Below are 17,192 nucleotides of genomic sequence, written 5' to 3'. Positions count from 1 at the left end.
CGTCGTGAAAAAGAAGGAAAAAGCCCTCGAAATCCATACCCGCCTCAAGCGCCGCTACCCCGCCCCGGAGCCGGCGCTCGACTGGACGGACGCCTGGCAGCTTCTCGTTGCCACGGTTCTGGCAGCCCAGTGTACGGACGAACGCGTCAACAAGGTCACTCCGCACCTGTTTGAGCGCTGGCCGGACATCCCGGCCGTGGCGCAGGCCGATGTGGCCGAGCTCGAAGAAGCTGTGCGCTCCACCGGCTTTTTCCGCAACAAGGCCAAGAACCTCAAGGCCGCGGCAACCAGAATCGTCGAGGAATACGGCGGCGAGGTGCCCCGGACCATGGCGGAGCTGACAACGCTGCCAGGCGTTGCGCGCAAGACCGCGAACATCGTGCTCTCCAACGCCTTCGACATTCACGAGGGCGTTGCCGTGGATACACACGTCAAGCGCCTCAGCTACCGGCTCGGCCTCACTACGCACACCGACCCCGTGCGCATCGAAAAAGACCTGATGCAGCTCTACCCCAGCGACCTTTGGGGAGAGATAAACCATTTTCTCGTTTATTTCGGTCGCGAGGTCTGCAACGCCCGCAAGCCGAAATGCCCCATCTGCGAACTCAGCGACATCTGCCCGAAAAAGGGCGTCGAACAGGGAGCCCGATAAATGAACAAGCCCGGTACGTTCACCGTTCACAAAACGGACGGTTCAGCAAGAAGAGGAACGCTCGTCACCGCCCACGGCGAAATTCCCACCCCCATATTCATGCCCGTGGGCACGCAGGGAACGGTCAAGAGCCTGAGCCCCGGCGATCTGGAAGAGATGGACGCCAAGATCATCCTCGGCAACACCTACCACCTCTACCTCAGGCCCGGCGATGACCTGCTTGCCCGCCACGGCGGCCTGCACGGGTTCTCCAGCTGGGACCGCCCCATCCTCACGGACTCCGGCGGCTTTCAGGTCTTCAGCCTCGAAGGCATCCGCAAGCTTTCGGAAAAAGGCGTGGAGTTCCGCTCATACCTTGACGGCTCCAAACACTTTTTCAGCCCGGAGAAGGTCATCGACATCCAGAAGAATATCGGCTCCGACATCATGATGGTGCTGGACGAATGTGTCGGCTTCAAGCACGACCGCGCCTATACCGAGAAGTCGCTGGAGATGACCACCCGCTGGGCCAAGCGCTGCCGCGACCATTACCCCGTCGGCAGCGGCGACCAGCTCATGTTCGGTATCATTCAGGGCGGGTTTCACAAGGACCTGCGCGAACGGAGCCTTGAACAGCTGCGCGACATCCCGTTCGAAGGTTTCGCCATCGGCGGGCTGTCCGTGGGAGAACCCGTTCCCATGATGTACGAGCTGGTGCATCATCTGGCACCGATCATGCCGCAGGACAAACCGCGCTACCTCATGGGCGTGGGCACCCCGCTGGACCTCCTCGAGGGCGTGAGCGCGGGCGTGGACATGTTCGACTGCGTGCTGCCCACCCGCAACGCCAGAAATGGAACTCTCTTCACCTCGCAGGGGAAGATCAATATCAAAAAGGCCACTCACCGCGAAGACGACTCTCCGGTTGATCCGCAGTGCACCTGCTACACATGCCGCAATTTCTCGCGTGCATACCTGCGTCATCTCTACCACGCGCGGGAACTGCTCTCCTACCGCCTGAACACGTACCACAACGTGCACTTCTACCTGAACCTCATGCGCGAGGTGCGCGAGAGCATCGAAGACGGCACCTTCAAACAGCTCAAGGCCCGCTACGAAGCGGCATACGGCAAGTAGGCGGACATGCGGCGCATGGTTGACTGGCTGCTCAGGGCTCTCGGCATCCTCACCCTCGCGTCCGTGGCCGCGGGCGCGGCGGGCTTCCTGCTCATGGGCCACTGGCTCCAGCTCGACGAAAAGCCGCGCCGGGCCGATTACATCGTGCCTCTGGCGGGGGACTATATCCGGCTGATGCAGGCAGCCGAGCTGTACAAGAAAGGATACGCACCGACCATTCTTCTGAGCGATGTGGCGGAATGGCCCAGCACGCGCCTGGACGAGCTCAAGTTCTCCATGGGCTGGCCACGCATGGGGCACCTTGAATTCTGCAGAGTGATCCTGAAAGAAATGGGAATCTCGCCGCAAAACACGGACGTCTTCGGTGACGGCCATATCAGCACGGTGGAAGAAGCCGAGGCCCTTGGCGATTACCTCAACGGAGAGGAAGCCACGCTCCTCGTAGTGACCTCGCCGTATCACGCAAGGCGGGCGCAGATCATCCTGGAAGACGTGCTGCCGAACTGCGAGATCGTCATGACGGTCACGCCGGAAGGGTCATTTCCGGAAAGATGGTGGACGGACCAGCGCTCGGCCCAGAACATCGTCATGGAAGCGACGAAGCTGGTACATTACTGGCTCGGCGGGGCTTTCCGCTCCGAAGAATCCCCTGCTCACTGAGACGCCCGCTGCCCGGCGGGCGCTTCCGGCTCCGTCCCCTCGGCCCGCGACGGACGACGCTCGAAGGCCGGGGCCATCTTTTCCGCGCACTCGGCAAGCGTGACGTTGTGCTCACTCTCGCGCACGACGTTTCCCAGCGAGGCAAAAACCTCCCCCACGAATCCGAAATGCCCAGAGAATCCGCTGCCGGTACGTTGGCCGGCATCGGTGTTCACGATGCGCAGCACCTCGTCCACGCGGATGCCGTCCAGACGTCTGGCCGGACCATAGACTTCACAGTCGCCGCTCTGGACGGGCACGAGCAACCCTGCCTCGATGAACAGCTCACCAAGCTCCTCGACCAGCGGCAGCGGGGCCAGCAGGCTGTCCGAGACATCCTCGGCGCAGGGAAGCGGCTCCCCGCATTCAAAACGCTTCACGATCATGGACAGCATCACCAGCGCGATCTTCTGGCGCTCGATGGGGCTGGCCTTGCCGAAATAGCGCTGTTTCACGAAAGTCCCGACGTTCTGCCACGCGTAACTCACCTCGGCACCGAGCAGCACGATCACCCAGCTGATGTAGAGCCACATGAGCAGCAGCGGGAACTGGGCGAAGCTGCCGTAAATGGCGTTGTACTTGGCCGCGCCGATCTGCCAGTTGATATAGACCCATTGCGCGCCCTGCCAGAGCAGAGCGCCGACAAGACCGCCAAGCAGCGCGCTCGACATCCTGACTTTGGTGAACGGCACGAAGGCGTACATGAAGGCGAAGGCAACGAGGATGAACAGGATCGGGGCCACCTTGAGCAAACCGGCCTCGAGGTAGCTGATGGCCGAAATGGAGAGCAGTCCCTGTATCACGTCCTGCTTCTGCAGGCTGACGTTGAAGCTGGAAGCCACCAGCAGGAAGATCGGGCAAATGAGGATCACCGGAAAGAAGTCCGCCACCTTACGCCACGCCGTGCGACCTTTGTCCACTCGCCAGATGGTGTTGAAGGCCTTCTCGATGGTGCCGATGAGCGAAAATACCGTGAACAGCAGCGTGGCCACGCCGACCCAGCCCAGCGTCTGGACGTTGGTGTTGTTGATGTAGCCGATGATCTTGTCCACCACCTCGACCTTGCCGGTGGTCACGCGCATGAGCATCTCGCGGATGAACCCTGCGTTCTGGAGTCCAAAGCCTTTTGAAATGGAAAACGCCACCGCCAGAAAGGGAACGAAGGACAGGATGGTCGTAAAAGTCAGGGCCGCGGCGCGGATGATGCACTGATCTTTGAAGAAGCTATGGAAAACCAGATAGGTACAGCGCATCACGAGACGAATCTTGCGCAAAAGCCATGGCTCGTCCCCGCTCTCCCTTTCCCAGAGGCCGGTGGTGAGGTGCTTGCGCAGCCCTTTCGTCTTTCGGACTATTTCCACATTCATCGATGTCTCCGGTGAGTTTGCGGCAATGATATACGCCCTGCGCCGAGGCGGCAAGATCAGAAAAACAGGTCGCGCAGGAAGTTGAAGGACTTCTTTGGCAGGCCGAGGATGTTGCGCACCGTGTCGGTGAGCATTTTTTCGGGCGGCATGGACACTCTGGGGTCGGAGAGCTTTCCGTCCAGTTTTACGGTTATCCCGGGCACCGCGACAAAGGTGGCCTTGATGTCGAGTTCAATTCGGTCGTCGGCCAGATCGAACCAGCCGTCCCCTTCCGCGTTCATCATACGCGAGTTGACGGAGAAGGTGCGGAAATCGAAAATGCCCTGCTTCACGTCCAGCAGAATCTTGCCGTTCCGAAAGCTGGTCCGGGCGTCCTTCGTCGTCTCCCTGTCCCAGCCGGAGAACTTGTATGACCCGTCCCGGACGTTCGTGGACAGGACCCCCTTGAGGCTTCGCAGGATATCCTCGTCCGTCAGGCCGTGGCCGGACAAATCCGCCTCAAGCCAGCTTCGGCCGGCGACATAACTCCTGCCGGCGATGTCGCGCATGAAAGCCGCCCCGTCGAAGTTCTTGAGTACCACATTCACATGCGTGGACAGTTCCCCGTCACCCACCTTCGCGGTCCAGGAACCGTTCAGCCGACCGCCGTAAAACCCGCCGCGGGCTTTCTTGATGCGTATATCCCCGTCCCATGAATCGATATCCACTTCGGCCGGAGCGATCAGCGCGTCGCAGAACTTCACGGAGTTTGCTGCGACACGGCCCCGAACGTTTATGTATCCCAGTGATTTTAGCGGCATGGTGGTGGGCTTTTCCTCAGGAAGCTCCCGCCCCCGGTAGTCTCTGGGGTCGATCTCCTCCTCGTGGGCGAAATACTGGTCCACGTCCACATCGCCGCCCTTGAGCGCCACCTCGAAACCGTTCCTCAGGATGGAAGGCACCACTATGGTTCCGGCCACAGTAGCGCCATCAAAAACGCCGTCGAGCTTCGTGAGCCGCGCACGCAGGCCGTCAAGAGAGAACTCTCCCGCAAGCCGCGCCGAACTCAGCGCATCGGGTTTCTGAAACCGAATCAGTTCAATACCGTACAGCTCCAGTGTCCGTTTCAGATTGAAATCCCGAATATCAAACGTGCCTTTCGCCGTTCGCTTTTCGGAAAACGGTCGCTGCACCGAACCGCCCAGCTTCAGGCTCGCCCCGAGGGCCTTCGCTTGCAGCGAACGCACTTCGACCCGGTCCTTTCGCGAATCCCAGTCAAAACGTCCCGTCACGGTAGCGCGCCTGTTTCCCGGCATGAGAAAGCCGCCCAGCCGTGTGGACGCGGAGATATTCCGGAGTTTGAGGTAATCCAGCTCGGGTCCGAAGACGATCGGCCCGCTGAGCCTCATGTCACCTTCCAGCTTCGGGGAAGCAAGCCCGCCGCGCAGCCTGACGGAGATGTCGAAAGGATACTCGGCCTCTGCATCTTTCCTCGGCCTGACGGAACAGTTGATGCTGACGGGACCTGAGCTGTATGTGTTCCCGTCCTCGGCCTGCATGGTCATCGCGTCCCAGGAGGCCGAGACCTTCGCCTGCGTGCCTCTCAGTGCCGAAATGGAGCGCTCCTCCGGCGGACAATCTTTGTGAGAGAGCGTTACGTGCGCCTTGGCGGTCAACGTGCCGTTTGGCTTGACCTCCTGAAAGCGGTGCAAGTCTTGGACGCGCAACTCGTCTCCATGGGCGTCCAGCTGGAGCGATACCGTCGGGTTGCCGGTGGCTTCGTTGAGGCCGATCACGGCATCAAGCGATGCATCCAGCCGGCCGGACGCGAAGGTCCCGGCTGCCACAGCCTGTACGCGGCCGTCCGAGGCCTTGAGCGTCCCCCGCAGCGATGAAAAATCTCTCTCACTGATGCGCAGCGAGTCGGCCTTCAAGGTCCCCGACGCATTCAGCTCCCTGAAGAACGCAAGCCCGTAGTCGCCCCATCGCCATGGCTCACCGGTGAGAAACAGCGGCAGATAAACATCCAGGTCCAGGTCGCCCGCCTCAAGAGTGAAGGTGGTCGAGGCTTCCGCGAAGCGATGTTCGGCCCTGCCGGTCAGCTTCATACCGTCGAGCTCGGCATCGAGCCCTTGAAAAGAAACGCTTTCCGGGCCGCCTTCAAGATCAGCCTTCAGACTCATGCGCCGGAGGCCGTCGGTTCTGGAAAGATCGAAATCCGGGGCGAGTTTCGTCAGGAGTTTCGACGGGCTGAACGTGTGCAGGGAAATACTGCCCGCGTACGAAGGCGAATCAAGCGGCGTCTTCACCTTGAGGCTGCCGGATGCCCGCATTCCGAGCGCAGACAGCTCCATGCGGCTTATGTTGATGCTCTTCGCGCCCGGCTCCAAGCCGAGCACAAAGGTCATCCGCGCCGACTCGCCCTGCGGGATCACCCCTCCGCTGGCAACGAGGTCCACCACCGAGTCCTTGAGCAGGCCGGACCGGGCCCTGCCCACCAGTGAGGTGTCCAGCTTTCCTTTGAGCGTGCTCTCCACATCCATGCCGTCGAAGCCGAACGAACCGGCTACGTCGTAAGCGAGCATAGCCCCGGGAACATACTTGCCCGTCTTGATGCGCAGGTCGTTGACCTGAAACTGCCTGCCGCTCACCCGGTCATCGATAACCACATCCGCGTCCCGGACCGTCACACCGCGAATACTGACCAGACGCAAATCGAAAAATCGCTCATCGGCGACGTCTCCCACATCCTGCCCCTGTTCGGGGGCGATGTGCAGCCAGTTGCCGCCATACTTCGCGCTGCGGACCATTAGTATGTCCACATGGTCCGCCTCAACGGTGTCCACTTCCACTTCGCCGTTGAACAGCGGCAACAGCCGCACCCTGAACATGAGCCGCCCGAACGTCGCAAGGTCACCGTCGAATTCAGGAAGATTCTTTACCCGCACATCCTCCGCGGCCACACCGAGCCACGGGTAGAACATGAGATCCACCTTCCCTTCGATGGCGGTCTCCCGCCGCACGAGATTGTCGAGGACTTCCTCCATCTCGGTACGGAAGGCTTCGCTGTTGAGCCAGCCGCTCACGCGCCAGATCGCTGCCCCAAGAAGAAGCAGGACCAGCAGAAAGATCATGGACGTTATGCGCAGGAATCGTTTCATATCCGTTCCGGTGAATTCCCTCAGCGCCTGATGAATACGGAACAGCCGAGCGGCCGCCCCGTCTCTTCGGCCACGCGCTCGCACTTGGCCTTGAAGGCGAAAAACACATCCTCCCAGCGATCAAACAGCGCCTCGAAGTTCCCCTGTCCCTTGCTGAGAATAACATCGGCCTCGCGCATCCTGCGCAGGAAGTCGGCGCTGCAGCGCTCAAGGACCGTACCGGGAGTGTCCACGCCGCTTTCCACCACCTCACAGCGCTCGGTCATGCCGACCATGCGCGCATCAGCAAGGAGAGCGTCGTTGAGTACCGGCCTGGAACGCACGGCGTAGGTCACGCGGCACCCGGCCTCGGCGAGGCGATCCACCAGTACGGTATCAAGCGCAATCTCACCGGCGTTGTCGCCGAGGATGAGCACGCAGGCACCATCGGCGCAACGACTGGCAAAATCACGCACCTGCGTATCGTCGATGCTGCTTTCGAGACAGGCCAGTTCCTCGCGCCAATCAAAGGCATGATCCAGCCCCCGGTCAATGTAATTGCCGATGATGGCGGCCTCGAGCGCCGTCGCCAGCGGATTATCGGACGCATCCACAAGACGCTTCACATCCGGAAGCGCCTCCATCACGCGGCGGTTGGAATCCACTTTATCCTGCGCGAAGACATCGCCGCACCCGGTTTCCGTCAGGACCAGCTCATTGAGCATTCTGGCAACGGACGGTGGACACAACTCGAAATCAAGCTCGGGAAGCATGGCCGACCACTTGCGCACGATCCGCTCATGAATGTCCGGACGGTCCGGAGCCGCAATGCGCGCGCCCGCCACCGCCATGCGCATGAAGCACGGCATGCAGTCTATCGATGTCAGCAAATGTCTTTCTCCTGTCTCAGCAGGATGTTGCATATTCCGGAGCCCTTGGCAACTTTCCGAGACGCGGCAGCTTTCGCCCTCACGTCGGAAATCTTGGCGAAAACTGCGCCCCGAACCTCTCCACCCTGACAAACAAGTCGTTATATTCCAAGTAAATGCAAAATGGCACGGCCCATGCTCACAAGAGCATGAAACAGGAGGTAAAGAAATGCAAAGAATGAATAACAGACAAGGAAACGAAACCGGTCGCGGTTGCGGCCGGGGCGACGGCTCCTGCGGTGGTCGCGGCAAGGGTCGCGGACGGCGTGACGGCTCCTACGGCGGACAGGGGTCCGGTCAGGGACGTCGCGACGGCAGCGGAAAAGGTCAGGGACGCGGGGGCGGCTCCGCATCCGCATCGGAAGGTATGCGCCGCAGACGCCGCGACGGTTCCTGCATGAACGACAACTCCCAGAGGAACAATGCGAATCGCCGTCGCCAGTGGTAAGGGCGGAACAGGAAAAACCACGGTGGCCACCAATCTGGCTCTGCACCACATGCGGCAGGGCCGAAAGGTGGCCTTCGTGGACTGCGACGTGGAAGAGCCCAACGCCCACCTCTTTCTGAAGCCTGAAATGGACGAGGGGACCGCCGTGCATATGCCGGTCCCCTTCTTTGACGATGACGCCTGTCTTGGCGAGACGTGCCGCAAATGCGTTGATCTGTGCCGCTTCAAGGCGTTGATCTGGATGGCGGGCAGCGTGATGCCGTTTACCGAGATGTGCCATGGTTGCGGCCTCTGCTCGCTGGCCTGCCCGGTCGATGCCATCTCCGAAGGCAGTCGGGAGGTTGGGCACGCCTATCGCGGAGAACTGCCTGGGCTTGCCTTCCATAAAGGTCTGATGCGCATCGGCGAGGCCATGGCGCCCCCCCTGATTCGCGAGCTCAAGGAACGCGGTCGTCAGGACGCCACAAGCGCGGACATAGTCCTGCTCGACTGCCCTCCCGGCGCTTCCTGCCCGGTGGTCCAGTCGTTGGAAAATGTGGATTTCGCCGTACTCGTCACCGAGCCGACCCCGTTCGGTCTTCATGACCTCGGCATCGCCGTAAAGCTGCTTCGCAAGCTCGGAATTCCCTTCGGCGCCGTGATCAACCGTGACGGCATGGGCATCGACGCTCACGCCTACCTTCGCGAGAACGGCATCGAGCTGCTCGGCACCGTGCCCCACTCCATCGAAGCCGCCGGAACATACTCTCGCGGGGAGATGTTGTACGACGCCAGCCCCGAGCTTCGTCAGGCCTTCACGGCGATTGCCGAGAACATAGCGTCCAGAGCGGGAGGTACCACATGAAACAGCTCGTCGTCATAAGCGGTAAGGGCGGAACCGGCAAGACCAGCATAACGGCAGCTCTTGCAGCGGTTGCCGAGAACGCGGTTCTTGCAGACTGCGATGTTGATGCCGCAGATTTGCACCTCGTGCTCTCCCCGGAAGTCGTTAAGGAAGAAGCCTTCTACAGCGGTGAAACCCCAGCCTTCGACCCCGACGCCTGCACGGAATGCGGGCTGTGCTTCGAGAACTGCCGATTCAACGCGGTATCCTCGGACTTTCAGCCCATCAAGGAAAACTGCGAAGGGTGCGGCGTGTGCGAGTTCGTTTGCCCGTCCGGAGCCGTATCCATGCATCCGCGTTGGTGCGGGGTGAAACGAATCTCCGATACACGCTTCGGAGCCATGGTTCATGCCGAACTGGGCATAGGGGAAGAGAATTCCGGCAAGCTGGTAACGGACGTCCGGCGCACTTCGGCCGAGATCGCCGAACGGAACGGCGCGGACTATGTGATCGTGGATGGCTCGCCCGGAGTCGGTTGCCCCGTCATCGCCTCGCTCACTGGGGCGGACGCCTGCCTGCTCGTGGCTGAACCCACAGTGTCAGCTATTCACGATCTGGAACGCGTCGCGGAACTCCTGAAGCACTTCAAGCTCCCGTCGGCCTGCGTCATCAACAAGCGCGGGGTCAATCCCGAGCTGGAGGACCGCATCATTCGCTTTTGCGAAGACTCGGAAATCCCTGTCACCGGTTCGTATCCGTACGACGCAGCGTTCAACCACGCCCAGTCGCGAGGCTTGACTGTCGTTGAGCACGATCCGGAAGGATTCGGGGCCGTCACGCAAGAAATCTGGGACAGAATTCGTCAATTCATGGTCTGAAGACCGAAAACGCCACAGGAGGAGACATGGAGAAAGTATTGATCATCGGGTGCCGGAACACCATGGACGATGTCTGCATCGGTTGCTCGCGCTGCATGGTCGGCTTCAACCGCGGTGAAGGCGAGTTCGAAGCCTACGTGGATGAGGAAGCCGAGCTCATGGGTCTTCTCAGCTGCGGCGGCTGTCCCGGTTCCGGCATCGTCACCCGCATGGCGCAGGTCAAGCTGTGGAACGCCCCCATGGGTGACATGCCCACCAAAATCCACATCGCGCCCTGCATTACGGATCACTGTCCTCATGCCGAAGAGATCGTCGGCAAAATCCGGTCAAAGGCCGGAATCGACGTGATCGAAGGAACACACCCGTACATGCCGAACAACATTTTCGGCTAACGGAGACCACCATGCCTCTTTTCGAATATCAATGCCCGGAGTGCCGGACCAACTTCGAAGAGCTGTCCCGTGCAGAAGCCGCGATGCCGGAATGTCCGCGTTGCGGGGCACAAGCCCGGCGCAGAATCTCGCTGCCCGCGAAAACCGGTGCGACATCCACGCCTGACACATCTGGTCATGGCTGCTGCGGGGATCGCCCTGCACACAAGGGCTGCACACCGGGGTCCTGCTGCGGACGGAGCTGATCGCAACGTCACGGAAAAAGGCCTTCCCCGTATCGGGGAAGGCCCTTTGAATTCGTTTTGTCTGGGACAACTCAGGATTCGTCCATTTCATCGGCGCTCAGGCCTACGATGCAAATGCCGTTTTCATCGGCTATGCGAACGGCCTCATCCTGGTCGAAGAAAAGACTTCGACCGGCCTCGAGGCCAATACATGCCCCCTTGCCCGAGGCAAGGCGCATGACCGTATCGGTTCCGGCACTTGGGAGATCTATGCGCTCCTGCTGGCCGGGCTTGAACACCTTGACCGCAACGCAGCCTTCCCCTCCGAGGGAACAGCCGCGTTCAATGGCATTGTCGGTGCCTTCAAGCGCTTCCACAGCAGCCACAATGCCTTCCCTAAGGACAAGGCACTGTCCGATGTCCATACGCCCAAGCTGCTTGGCGAGCTTCCATCCCATGCGCAGGTCATCCCATTCGCGCTCGGTGGGAGTTCTGGAGGTCAAAACTCCCTTGGGGGTCAATAATTCAGGGACAAGCTCATGGGCTGGCGAGACAGGCATGCCCTCCCGTTCGAACTCCCCTGCAAGCGCACCGAGGATGGAGGAGTCCCCTTTACCGCCGAGACTGAAGACGAGCTTCATGGCGCGCATATCCAGAAGTCCCACATCCATGGCCCGAGGCTTGTTGATGGTTCCGGCCATCACGATGCGTTCAACACCCTGATCCTTGAAAAAACGGATCAGTTTGCCGAGCTTGCCCAGCTTGAGTTCACGCCATTCATCCGCAAACTGCGCCACTTCCATATTGGAGTGCCCCGTGAACCCCACGGCCACGAGCCGGTGACCGTGCTCCTTGACGCCGCGGGCCACAAGCAGTGGAAACTGCTTGCCTCCGGCTATCAATCCTATGGTTGCGGGTTTGCTGGGCATACGCGTGTGGTATCAGCGGCGTGAACGAAGACCGGCTAGCTGTCGTCGCCGTTTCCGTTGCGGGTGGAGGCGGAAGTCACGCCGTTCTTGCTTTCGCGAATGAACGTCACGAGCCGGCGCACCATTTCATTGTCTTCCACATCACGCTCGACAGCTTCAAACGCCTTGTCCTTGGTCATTCCAGAACGGAAAATGATCTTGTAGGCCTTCTTCAGCGCCTTGCAGGAGGTGGAGTCGAAACCGTTGCGACGCAAGCCGATGAGGTTCGGACCGTAAAGCCTGCCGCGGGAACCGTGCGCCAGCATGAAGGGAGGCACGTCCAGTTTGTAGCCGCTGGCTCCACCGAGGAAGGCGTAGTCGCCGATGCGGACGAACTGCTGCACGGCGGACATGCCGCTGATGATGACGTTGCGCCCCACTTCAACATGACCGGCAAGCAGCACGGCGTTGGCCATGATGACATTGTCGGATACGCGACAGTCGTGCGCCACGTGTGCGTAGGCCATGATCAGACATTCGGAACCGATGACCGTCTCGCCGCCGCCCTGCGTGGTGCCGCGGTGAATGGTCACGCCTTCGCGGAAGATGTTGTTGTCGCCGATGCGCAGGTAGGTTTCCTCACCCTTGTAACCGAGATGCTGGGGGTCGCCCCCGATCACGGCATTGGAGTGCACATGGTTGCCCGCACCCATGGAGACGTTCGTCCTGATGAGCGCATAGGGTTCAAGCCTGCAGCCGTCCCCGACGGTGGCGTTGGCTTCGACGACGCAATAGGGGCCAACCGTCACGTCTTCGCCGATGCGGGCGGTGGGATCGATGACGGCGGTCGGGTGTATCTGAGTTGCCACTTACATATCCTTTTTATCTGCCACGGCGGCGGAGAACTCGCCCTCTGCGGCCACTTCGCCGTCGACAAGGGCGGTGCCGCGCATGCGCCAGATGTTCAGTTTGTGCTTGGTGTATTCGACATGCAGGTCAAGGCGGTCTCCGGGAACGACCGGACGGCGGAACTTGACCTTGTTCATGCCCGTAAAAAGAAAGACCTTGTCGTCAACGGGCTCTTTCATGGTGTGCATGACGAAAACGCCGCCCGCCTGAGCCATGGCTTCGAGAATCAGCACGCCGGGCATGACGGGCAGCCCCGGAAAATGACCCTGAAAGAACGGCTCGTTCATGGTGACGTTCTTGTAGGCCTTGAGGCTTACGCCGTCCTCGACTTCAACCACTCTGTCCACCAGAAGGAAGGGGTACCGGTGCGGGAGCATCTCCATGATGCGACCGATATCCGCAAAAGCCGATGCTTTAGTCATCGCTGCTGTCTCCATTCTTTTCCAAGTCCGCCAGTTGTTTTTCAAGCTTCTTCACACGCTTGAACAGTTCGGGCAGCTTGGGGGCGCACACGCCCATGGATTTGAGAAAAACGTTGTAAGGCATGGCGGGCGAACCGCTCATCTTGGCTCCATCGGGCACGGAGGAGCCGACACCGGCCTGAGCGCCGATGACAACATCCTTCCCAATGCTCACGTTGTCGGCCACGCCGACCTGTCCGGCAAGGATGGTGTTATCGCCGACCTTGGAGCTGCCGCCGATGCCAACCTGTCCCACGAGAAGACAGTTTTCACCGACCTCAACGTTGTGGCCGATCTGCACAAGATTGTCGATCTTGCTGCCGCGCCCAAGTGTGGTGACATCCAGAGCGGCCCGATCCACGGCACTGTTGGCGCCGATTTCCACCATATCACCCACCTGAACGGTTCCGATCTGCGGAATCTTCATGTGTCCGGCAGGGGTCTGGGCGTAGCCGTAGCCATCGGAGCCGACGACCGCTCCGGGTTGCAGAATGACACCGTCGCCAAGGGAAATGCCGCCCATCACCACGGCGTTGGGGTACAGGATGCAGTCATCGCCGATGACAGTGTTTTCCCCGATATACACACCCGGAAAAACTTTGGCTCCGGCCCCGATCTTGGCCCCTTCACCCACGAAGGCGAACGGGTAAACCGTTGCGGAATCGCTGATCTCGGCGTCCGGATGAACGTAGGCCAGTTCACTTTGTCCTTGGAGGCACCCCTGCGGCTTGTCGAAGAGGTGAACCACCTTGGCCAGATCCATGTAGACATTCTCGCTGATGATGGCGCACGAGAGGTCACGGGCATGTTTCTCCCGCGTCAGGATGCAGGTGGCCTGCGTGGTCTCCAACAGGTGCGAATACTTCGGGTTCACCAGAAACGAGAGCTGACCCGGAGTCGCCTTTTCCAATGTATTGACGCCGGAAAGCTCGGCTTCCCCGCCTTTGCAGGGCAAGCCGAGCTTTTCGGCGAGTTCGGCAACCGTTATACGCATCGTTTTACTTTTTCCAGCGATTGTCCATTTCTTTGATGATAATGTCGGTGATGTCGATGGACTTGCTACCGAAGGCGACCCCGCCGCGGGCGACGTCAAAGACTGCGTCATAACCCTTTTCACGGGCGTATTCGGCCAGCACGTCGGAGAAGAGCTTGTAGATGGGAGCCTGGAGCTTCTTAATATCCTTCTTGAAGTTGACGGAGCTCATCTCTCCAAGAACGTTCAGCTGGGCACCGGCAGAGGCCAGCTCCTGCTGAGTCTTACGGAACTGTTCTTCCTTGATCATGCCGCTCTGGTACTGAGTACGCATCTGCTTCAGGCGATTCTGAAGAGACTGCACTTTCTGCTGCTGGCTCTTGACTTCGGATTCGTAGGCAGCCTGTTTCTTCTTGATCTCGTCGTTGATCTGCTGTCCGGCCTTGCTCTCGCTGATAGCGCGCATGGAGTGGACAATGGCGATCTCTGCAGCCTGCACGGAAGCTGCAGTGGTAAGCAGCATCAGCAGTGCAATGGCGATCATCTTTTTCATGGTGGTATACTCCTTGAATCCTTGGTTTTGTTTTAGAAATTCTGACCCATCATAAATTCGACCTTGTTGTTGCCACTATCGTGCAACTCATCAAGGCCGTGACCGAATTCAACCCGAATCGGTCCCATGGGAGACAGCCAGCGGAATCCGACACCGACACTCTTGTACAGCCCGAGAGACGGAGCCTCTTCGATCCGTTCGACTTGCTCAAAGAACATCTCGCCCTCTTTCCAGACGTTACCGGCGTCGAGAAAACTTACGAGTTGAATGCCGTATTCCTCGCTCAACAGATACAGCAGCTCGAGGTTGGTAAACAGTTCCTTGTTACCGCCAATGGTGTCGCCATTATCCTCAAGCGCAGTGATCTTGTAGTTGGAATACCCGCGCACGCTGCCCATGCCTCCAAGCTTGAAGCGCTGGTTGGTCGGCAGGTCGTCATCATTCAGGATGTTGTCATGCAGAAAGCCGATCTTTCCCTTTCCGTGAAACACCAGGTCTTCATAAAGCTCGGTGTAATACTCGTACGTTCCCTGTTCCTTGATGAAGTGGTCCGTTCCGGCGAGCGGACCGCCACCGACAGTAACGGAAGCGGTTAGCTTGGAACCGTCGGAAGGGAAACGGCGGGAGTTGACCGTGGATCTGTTGAACGTCCCGGTAAAAGAGCTGACAAGGTGCGAACCTTCATCGTCTTTCGTGTCATCGGACGCGTCGTCAGAAAGATCGTAAATGTCGTAATACGCGGCATTATACTTCCAGTTGAGGTTGGTATACTCGCCTATCGGGTAGAAGAAGGCCAGCCCGGCACCCGTGGAATCGATCTTGTACTCATCCTTGTCGGTCGTGTTCCGGTGAGCGTTTATCGACATCCCCACATCCGTATCATACAGATAGGGATTGACGAACTTCAGGTTATACGCGGTGTTCCTTGCGCCAAAGGAGCCGGAGAAACTCAGCTGGTAGCCCTTTCCGAAGAGGTTTCTCTCGGAAATCTTGCCTGCGAGGAAGACACCGTCATACGAAGAGTAGCCGATACCGCCACCGATATTCCCGGTGGGAGCATCCTTGACCTTTACGAGCAGGTCCATCTCATCGGGGTTCCCGGTTGGCACGGGGGAAACATCAACAGTCTCGAAATATCCGAGGTTGTTCAGCCGCTGCGTGGAACGGTTGATCTTCTTTCCGCTGTACATGTCTCCGTCGGCGAGACGCATCTCACGCAGGATGACGTTGTCACGGGTGGTGGTGTTTCCTTCGATCAGGACGCGGCGCACATGCACCCTCTGGTGCTTGACCACGGTGTACTCAACGTTGACCAGTCCAGCGTCGGGGAAGTCTTCGAGGTGAACTTCCACGTCCGCGTGGGCGTAGCCATAGTTATTGTAATAGTCGGTGAGCTTCTGGATGTCTTCGCGGATCAGCGAACGGTTGAACCATTCCTCCTCAGCGGCAAGGTCGTCCACCCCCACGATGGTCTTGAGTTTCTCGGGCGTGTCAATGAGATCGCCCTTGAAGCGGGTCTCGCCCATCTTGAACCTCGGACCTTCCCATACGCGGTAGACGATGCGCAGTCCGTCATCCATCACCTCGATGTCCGGCTTGCCGACCTTGGCCTGCAGGAACCCGTGGTTGCTGTAAAAAGCCATTATGGCGGCGGCATCGCGCTCCAGCATGTCTTCGCGAAGAACGCCGGAATTGGTAAACAGGGAAAGAAGGCCGCGCTCCTGAAGAACGAGCACATCCTTCACGTCATCCGGGTCAACCTGCTTGGCGCCGTCGATGACGATTTCCTCGACATACAGCTCCGGACCGGGATCAATTACGAAAGTCAGCCGGGCAAGACCCTCGTCGCCGCCCTGCAGCTCATGAGTGATCTTGGCCTTGTAATAGCCTTCCTTGCGATACATGTCGCGGATGGTCTTCATGTCCTGAGCCAGAACCTTGGGGTTGACCACCGCGCCCTTCTTGGTGACCACGGCTTCGAGGATCTCCTCGGTCATGTCGTCGTCTCCGCGCACCGCAATACTGTCGACGCGGGGCTTCTCACGCACCTGGAAGATGACTTTCTTTCCCTCCGGCAGGTCGTCGAGGATTACCTTGACGTCATCAAAATAACCGAGATCGTAAATGCTCTTGAGGGACTTGTTGACCACGGATGCGGTCAGGATGTCCCCTTCGCGGATGGGAAGGCGCATGAGCACGACTTCCTTGTCCAGAATCTTGTTTCCGCGCACCTCGATTTCCGCAACCACGTCCTGCCGCAGCAGGCTGGAGCGCATGCGGTTCACGAGCTCGTCGACGGCAGGCAGAAGATTGAGCACCCCGCTTTTCTGAACCTGAATGGAGACCGGCTTCTTGTCGCCGAACGCGTCGATCACCTTGGCGTCTATGACGAAAGTTTCGCCGAACTGGGAAAAGTCGCCGTAGACGGCGAATCCTGTACCGGCAAGAAGAGCCAGTTCACGAGCGCCATCCACACCTTCCAGGCCTGGATTCTCGGCGAGAAGGTTGCGGACGCGGTCCTGCTCGGGAACCTGAAAACCGGCTTCCCGCAGACGTTCTCCCAGCAGCTCGGGAAAGCTCTCCTCAAGATATTGCAGATCTTCACTGGCGTTGATGCTGAAGGGCATGACGGCAACCGAAATGTCCTCCTGAACGCCCTGAGGTTCCTGCGCAAAAGCGGAAACCGCAGAAAGCAGCAGCAAGAGAATTCCAAGAATACAAATAAAATAAGAACGCGCAGG

Annotated in this window: 17 protein-coding genes; 8 read left to right on the top strand and 9 right to left on the bottom strand. The window is 59.4% G+C overall.

Features of this window, described 5'->3' with window-relative positions:
- Positions 1-4: 4 nt before the first annotated feature.
- Genes nth through BR24_RS08690 form a run of 3 tightly spaced genes read left to right on the top strand, consistent with a single transcriptional unit; the run spans position 5 to position 2,428 of the window.
- Entirely contained in the window at positions 5-652 is a 648-nt protein-coding gene (gene nth / locus BR24_RS08700; RefSeq protein ID WP_496541108.1) for an endonuclease III, read from the top strand.
- Complete coding sequence (gene tgt, locus BR24_RS08695) at positions 653-1,768, top strand: tRNA guanosine(34) transglycosylase Tgt (RefSeq protein ID WP_496541107.1); 1,116 nt, start codon at positions 653-655, stop codon at positions 1,766-1,768.
- A 6-nt stretch (positions 1,769-1,774) separates the two neighbouring features.
- Positions 1,775-2,428: a YdcF family protein gene (locus tag BR24_RS08690; protein ID WP_496541106.1), complete on the top strand. Its 654-nt coding sequence runs from the start codon at positions 1,775-1,777 to the stop codon at positions 2,426-2,428.
- Here the strand turns inward: BR24_RS08690 and BR24_RS08685 are convergent.
- The 3 genes from BR24_RS08685 to BR24_RS08675 are packed head-to-tail and all read right to left on the bottom strand — an operon-like array spanning position 2,422 to position 7,843.
- A complete protein-coding gene (locus tag BR24_RS08685) occupies positions 2,422-3,834 on the bottom strand; it encodes a YihY/virulence factor BrkB family protein (protein ID WP_496541105.1) in 1,413 nt (470 codons plus the stop codon). The genes BR24_RS08690 and BR24_RS08685 overlap by 7 nt on opposite strands.
- Before the next feature lie 56 nt (positions 3,835-3,890).
- Positions 3,891-6,974, bottom strand: coding sequence for an AsmA family protein (locus BR24_RS08680; protein ID WP_496541104.1), 3,084 nt, complete (start codon positions 6,972-6,974; stop codon positions 3,891-3,893).
- Positions 6,975-6,994: 20 nt separating this feature from the next.
- Complete coding sequence (locus BR24_RS08675; protein WP_496541103.1) at positions 6,995-7,843, bottom strand: damage-control phosphatase ARMT1 family protein; 849 nt, start codon at positions 7,841-7,843, stop codon at positions 6,995-6,997.
- A gap of 208 nt (positions 7,844-8,051) precedes the next feature.
- Between BR24_RS08675 and BR24_RS08670 the strand changes: the two genes are divergently transcribed.
- The 5 genes from BR24_RS08670 to BR24_RS08650 are packed head-to-tail and all read left to right on the top strand — an operon-like array spanning position 8,052 to position 10,668.
- Complete coding sequence (locus tag BR24_RS08670) at positions 8,052-8,330, top strand: hypothetical protein (RefSeq protein ID WP_496541102.1); 279 nt, start codon at positions 8,052-8,054, stop codon at positions 8,328-8,330.
- A complete protein-coding gene (locus BR24_RS08665; RefSeq protein ID WP_496541101.1) occupies positions 8,305-9,174 on the top strand; it encodes an ATP-binding protein in 870 nt (289 codons plus the stop codon). Before BR24_RS08670 ends, BR24_RS08665 begins: the two co-directional genes overlap by 26 nt.
- Positions 9,171-10,031 carry an ATP-binding protein gene (locus tag BR24_RS08660; RefSeq protein ID WP_496541100.1) on the top strand — a complete coding sequence of 287 codons (861 nt, stop codon included), beginning with the start codon at positions 9,171-9,173 and terminating at the stop codon, positions 10,029-10,031. Before BR24_RS08665 ends, BR24_RS08660 begins: the two co-directional genes overlap by 4 nt.
- Positions 10,032-10,057: 26 nt before the next feature.
- The gene (locus BR24_RS08655) at positions 10,058-10,423 is read left to right on the top strand and encodes a CGGC domain-containing protein (protein WP_496541099.1); all 366 of its coding nucleotides are present in this window, start codon (positions 10,058-10,060) and stop codon (positions 10,421-10,423) included.
- Positions 10,424-10,434: 11 nt separating this feature from the next.
- The gene (locus BR24_RS08650) at positions 10,435-10,668 is read left to right on the top strand and encodes an FmdB family zinc ribbon protein (RefSeq protein ID WP_496541098.1); all 234 of its coding nucleotides are present in this window, start codon (positions 10,435-10,437) and stop codon (positions 10,666-10,668) included.
- Positions 10,669-10,739: 71 nt separating this feature from the next.
- Here BR24_RS08650 and BR24_RS08645 read toward each other — a convergent pair whose 3' ends face one another.
- The 6 genes from BR24_RS08645 to bamA are packed head-to-tail and all read right to left on the bottom strand — an operon-like array spanning position 10,740 to position 17,153.
- Complete coding sequence (locus tag BR24_RS08645) at positions 10,740-11,576, bottom strand: LpxI family protein (RefSeq protein ID WP_496541097.1); 837 nt, start codon at positions 11,574-11,576, stop codon at positions 10,740-10,742.
- 35 nt (positions 11,577-11,611) lie between these two features.
- Positions 11,612-12,424, bottom strand: a complete 813-nt coding sequence (gene lpxA / locus BR24_RS08640; RefSeq protein WP_496541096.1) for an acyl-ACP--UDP-N-acetylglucosamine O-acyltransferase — start codon at positions 12,422-12,424, stop codon at positions 11,612-11,614.
- A complete protein-coding gene (gene fabZ / locus BR24_RS08635; protein WP_018123938.1) occupies positions 12,425-12,886 on the bottom strand; it encodes a 3-hydroxyacyl-ACP dehydratase FabZ in 462 nt (153 codons plus the stop codon).
- A complete protein-coding gene (gene lpxD, locus BR24_RS08630; protein ID WP_496541095.1) occupies positions 12,879-13,919 on the bottom strand; it encodes a UDP-3-O-(3-hydroxymyristoyl)glucosamine N-acyltransferase in 1,041 nt (346 codons plus the stop codon). Before lpxD ends, fabZ begins: the two co-directional genes overlap by 8 nt.
- 4 nt (positions 13,920-13,923) lie before the next feature.
- A complete protein-coding gene (locus BR24_RS08625) occupies positions 13,924-14,451 on the bottom strand; it encodes an OmpH/Skp family outer membrane protein (protein ID WP_496541094.1) in 528 nt (175 codons plus the stop codon).
- Positions 14,452-14,483: 32 nt separating this feature from the next.
- Positions 14,484-17,153: an outer membrane protein assembly factor BamA gene (bamA, locus tag BR24_RS08620; protein WP_496541093.1), complete on the bottom strand. Its 2,670-nt coding sequence runs from the start codon at positions 17,151-17,153 to the stop codon at positions 14,484-14,486.
- Positions 17,154-17,192 lie beyond the last annotated feature (39 nt).

The sequence above is a fragment of the Pseudodesulfovibrio halophilus DSM 5663 genome (assembly GCF_059568665.1).
Note: the sequence above shows the minus strand (reverse complement) of the source record. Positions and strands in the feature narration are given on the sequence as shown.

Coding starts and splice junctions, on each gene's coding strand:
- BR24_RS08665 (WP_496541101.1), top strand. CDS start 8,305: ATGCGAATCGCCGTCGCCAGTGGTAAGGGCGGAACAGGAAAAACCACG.
- BR24_RS08685 (WP_496541105.1), bottom strand. CDS start 3,834: ATGAATGTGGAAATAGTCCGAAAGACGAAAGGGCTGCGCAAGCACCTC.
- lpxD (WP_496541095.1), bottom strand. CDS start 13,919: ATGCGTATAACGGTTGCCGAACTCGCCGAAAAGCTCGGCTTGCCCTGC.
- BR24_RS08660 (WP_496541100.1), top strand. CDS start 9,171: ATGAAACAGCTCGTCGTCATAAGCGGTAAGGGCGGAACCGGCAAGACC.
- BR24_RS08680 (WP_496541104.1), bottom strand. CDS start 6,974: ATGAAACGATTCCTGCGCATAACGTCCATGATCTTTCTGCTGGTCCTG.
- BR24_RS08690 (WP_496541106.1), top strand. CDS start 1,775: ATGCGGCGCATGGTTGACTGGCTGCTCAGGGCTCTCGGCATCCTCACC.
- BR24_RS08655 (WP_496541099.1), top strand. CDS start 10,058: ATGGAGAAAGTATTGATCATCGGGTGCCGGAACACCATGGACGATGTC.
- BR24_RS08625 (WP_496541094.1), bottom strand. CDS start 14,451: ATGAAAAAGATGATCGCCATTGCACTGCTGATGCTGCTTACCACTGCA.
- BR24_RS08670 (WP_496541102.1), top strand. CDS start 8,052: ATGCAAAGAATGAATAACAGACAAGGAAACGAAACCGGTCGCGGTTGC.
- BR24_RS08650 (WP_496541098.1), top strand. CDS start 10,435: ATGCCTCTTTTCGAATATCAATGCCCGGAGTGCCGGACCAACTTCGAA.
- fabZ (WP_018123938.1), bottom strand. CDS start 12,886: ATGACTAAAGCATCGGCTTTTGCGGATATCGGTCGCATCATGGAGATG.
- BR24_RS08645 (WP_496541097.1), bottom strand. CDS start 11,576: ATGCCCAGCAAACCCGCAACCATAGGATTGATAGCCGGAGGCAAGCAG.
- tgt (WP_496541107.1), top strand. CDS start 653: ATGAACAAGCCCGGTACGTTCACCGTTCACAAAACGGACGGTTCAGCA.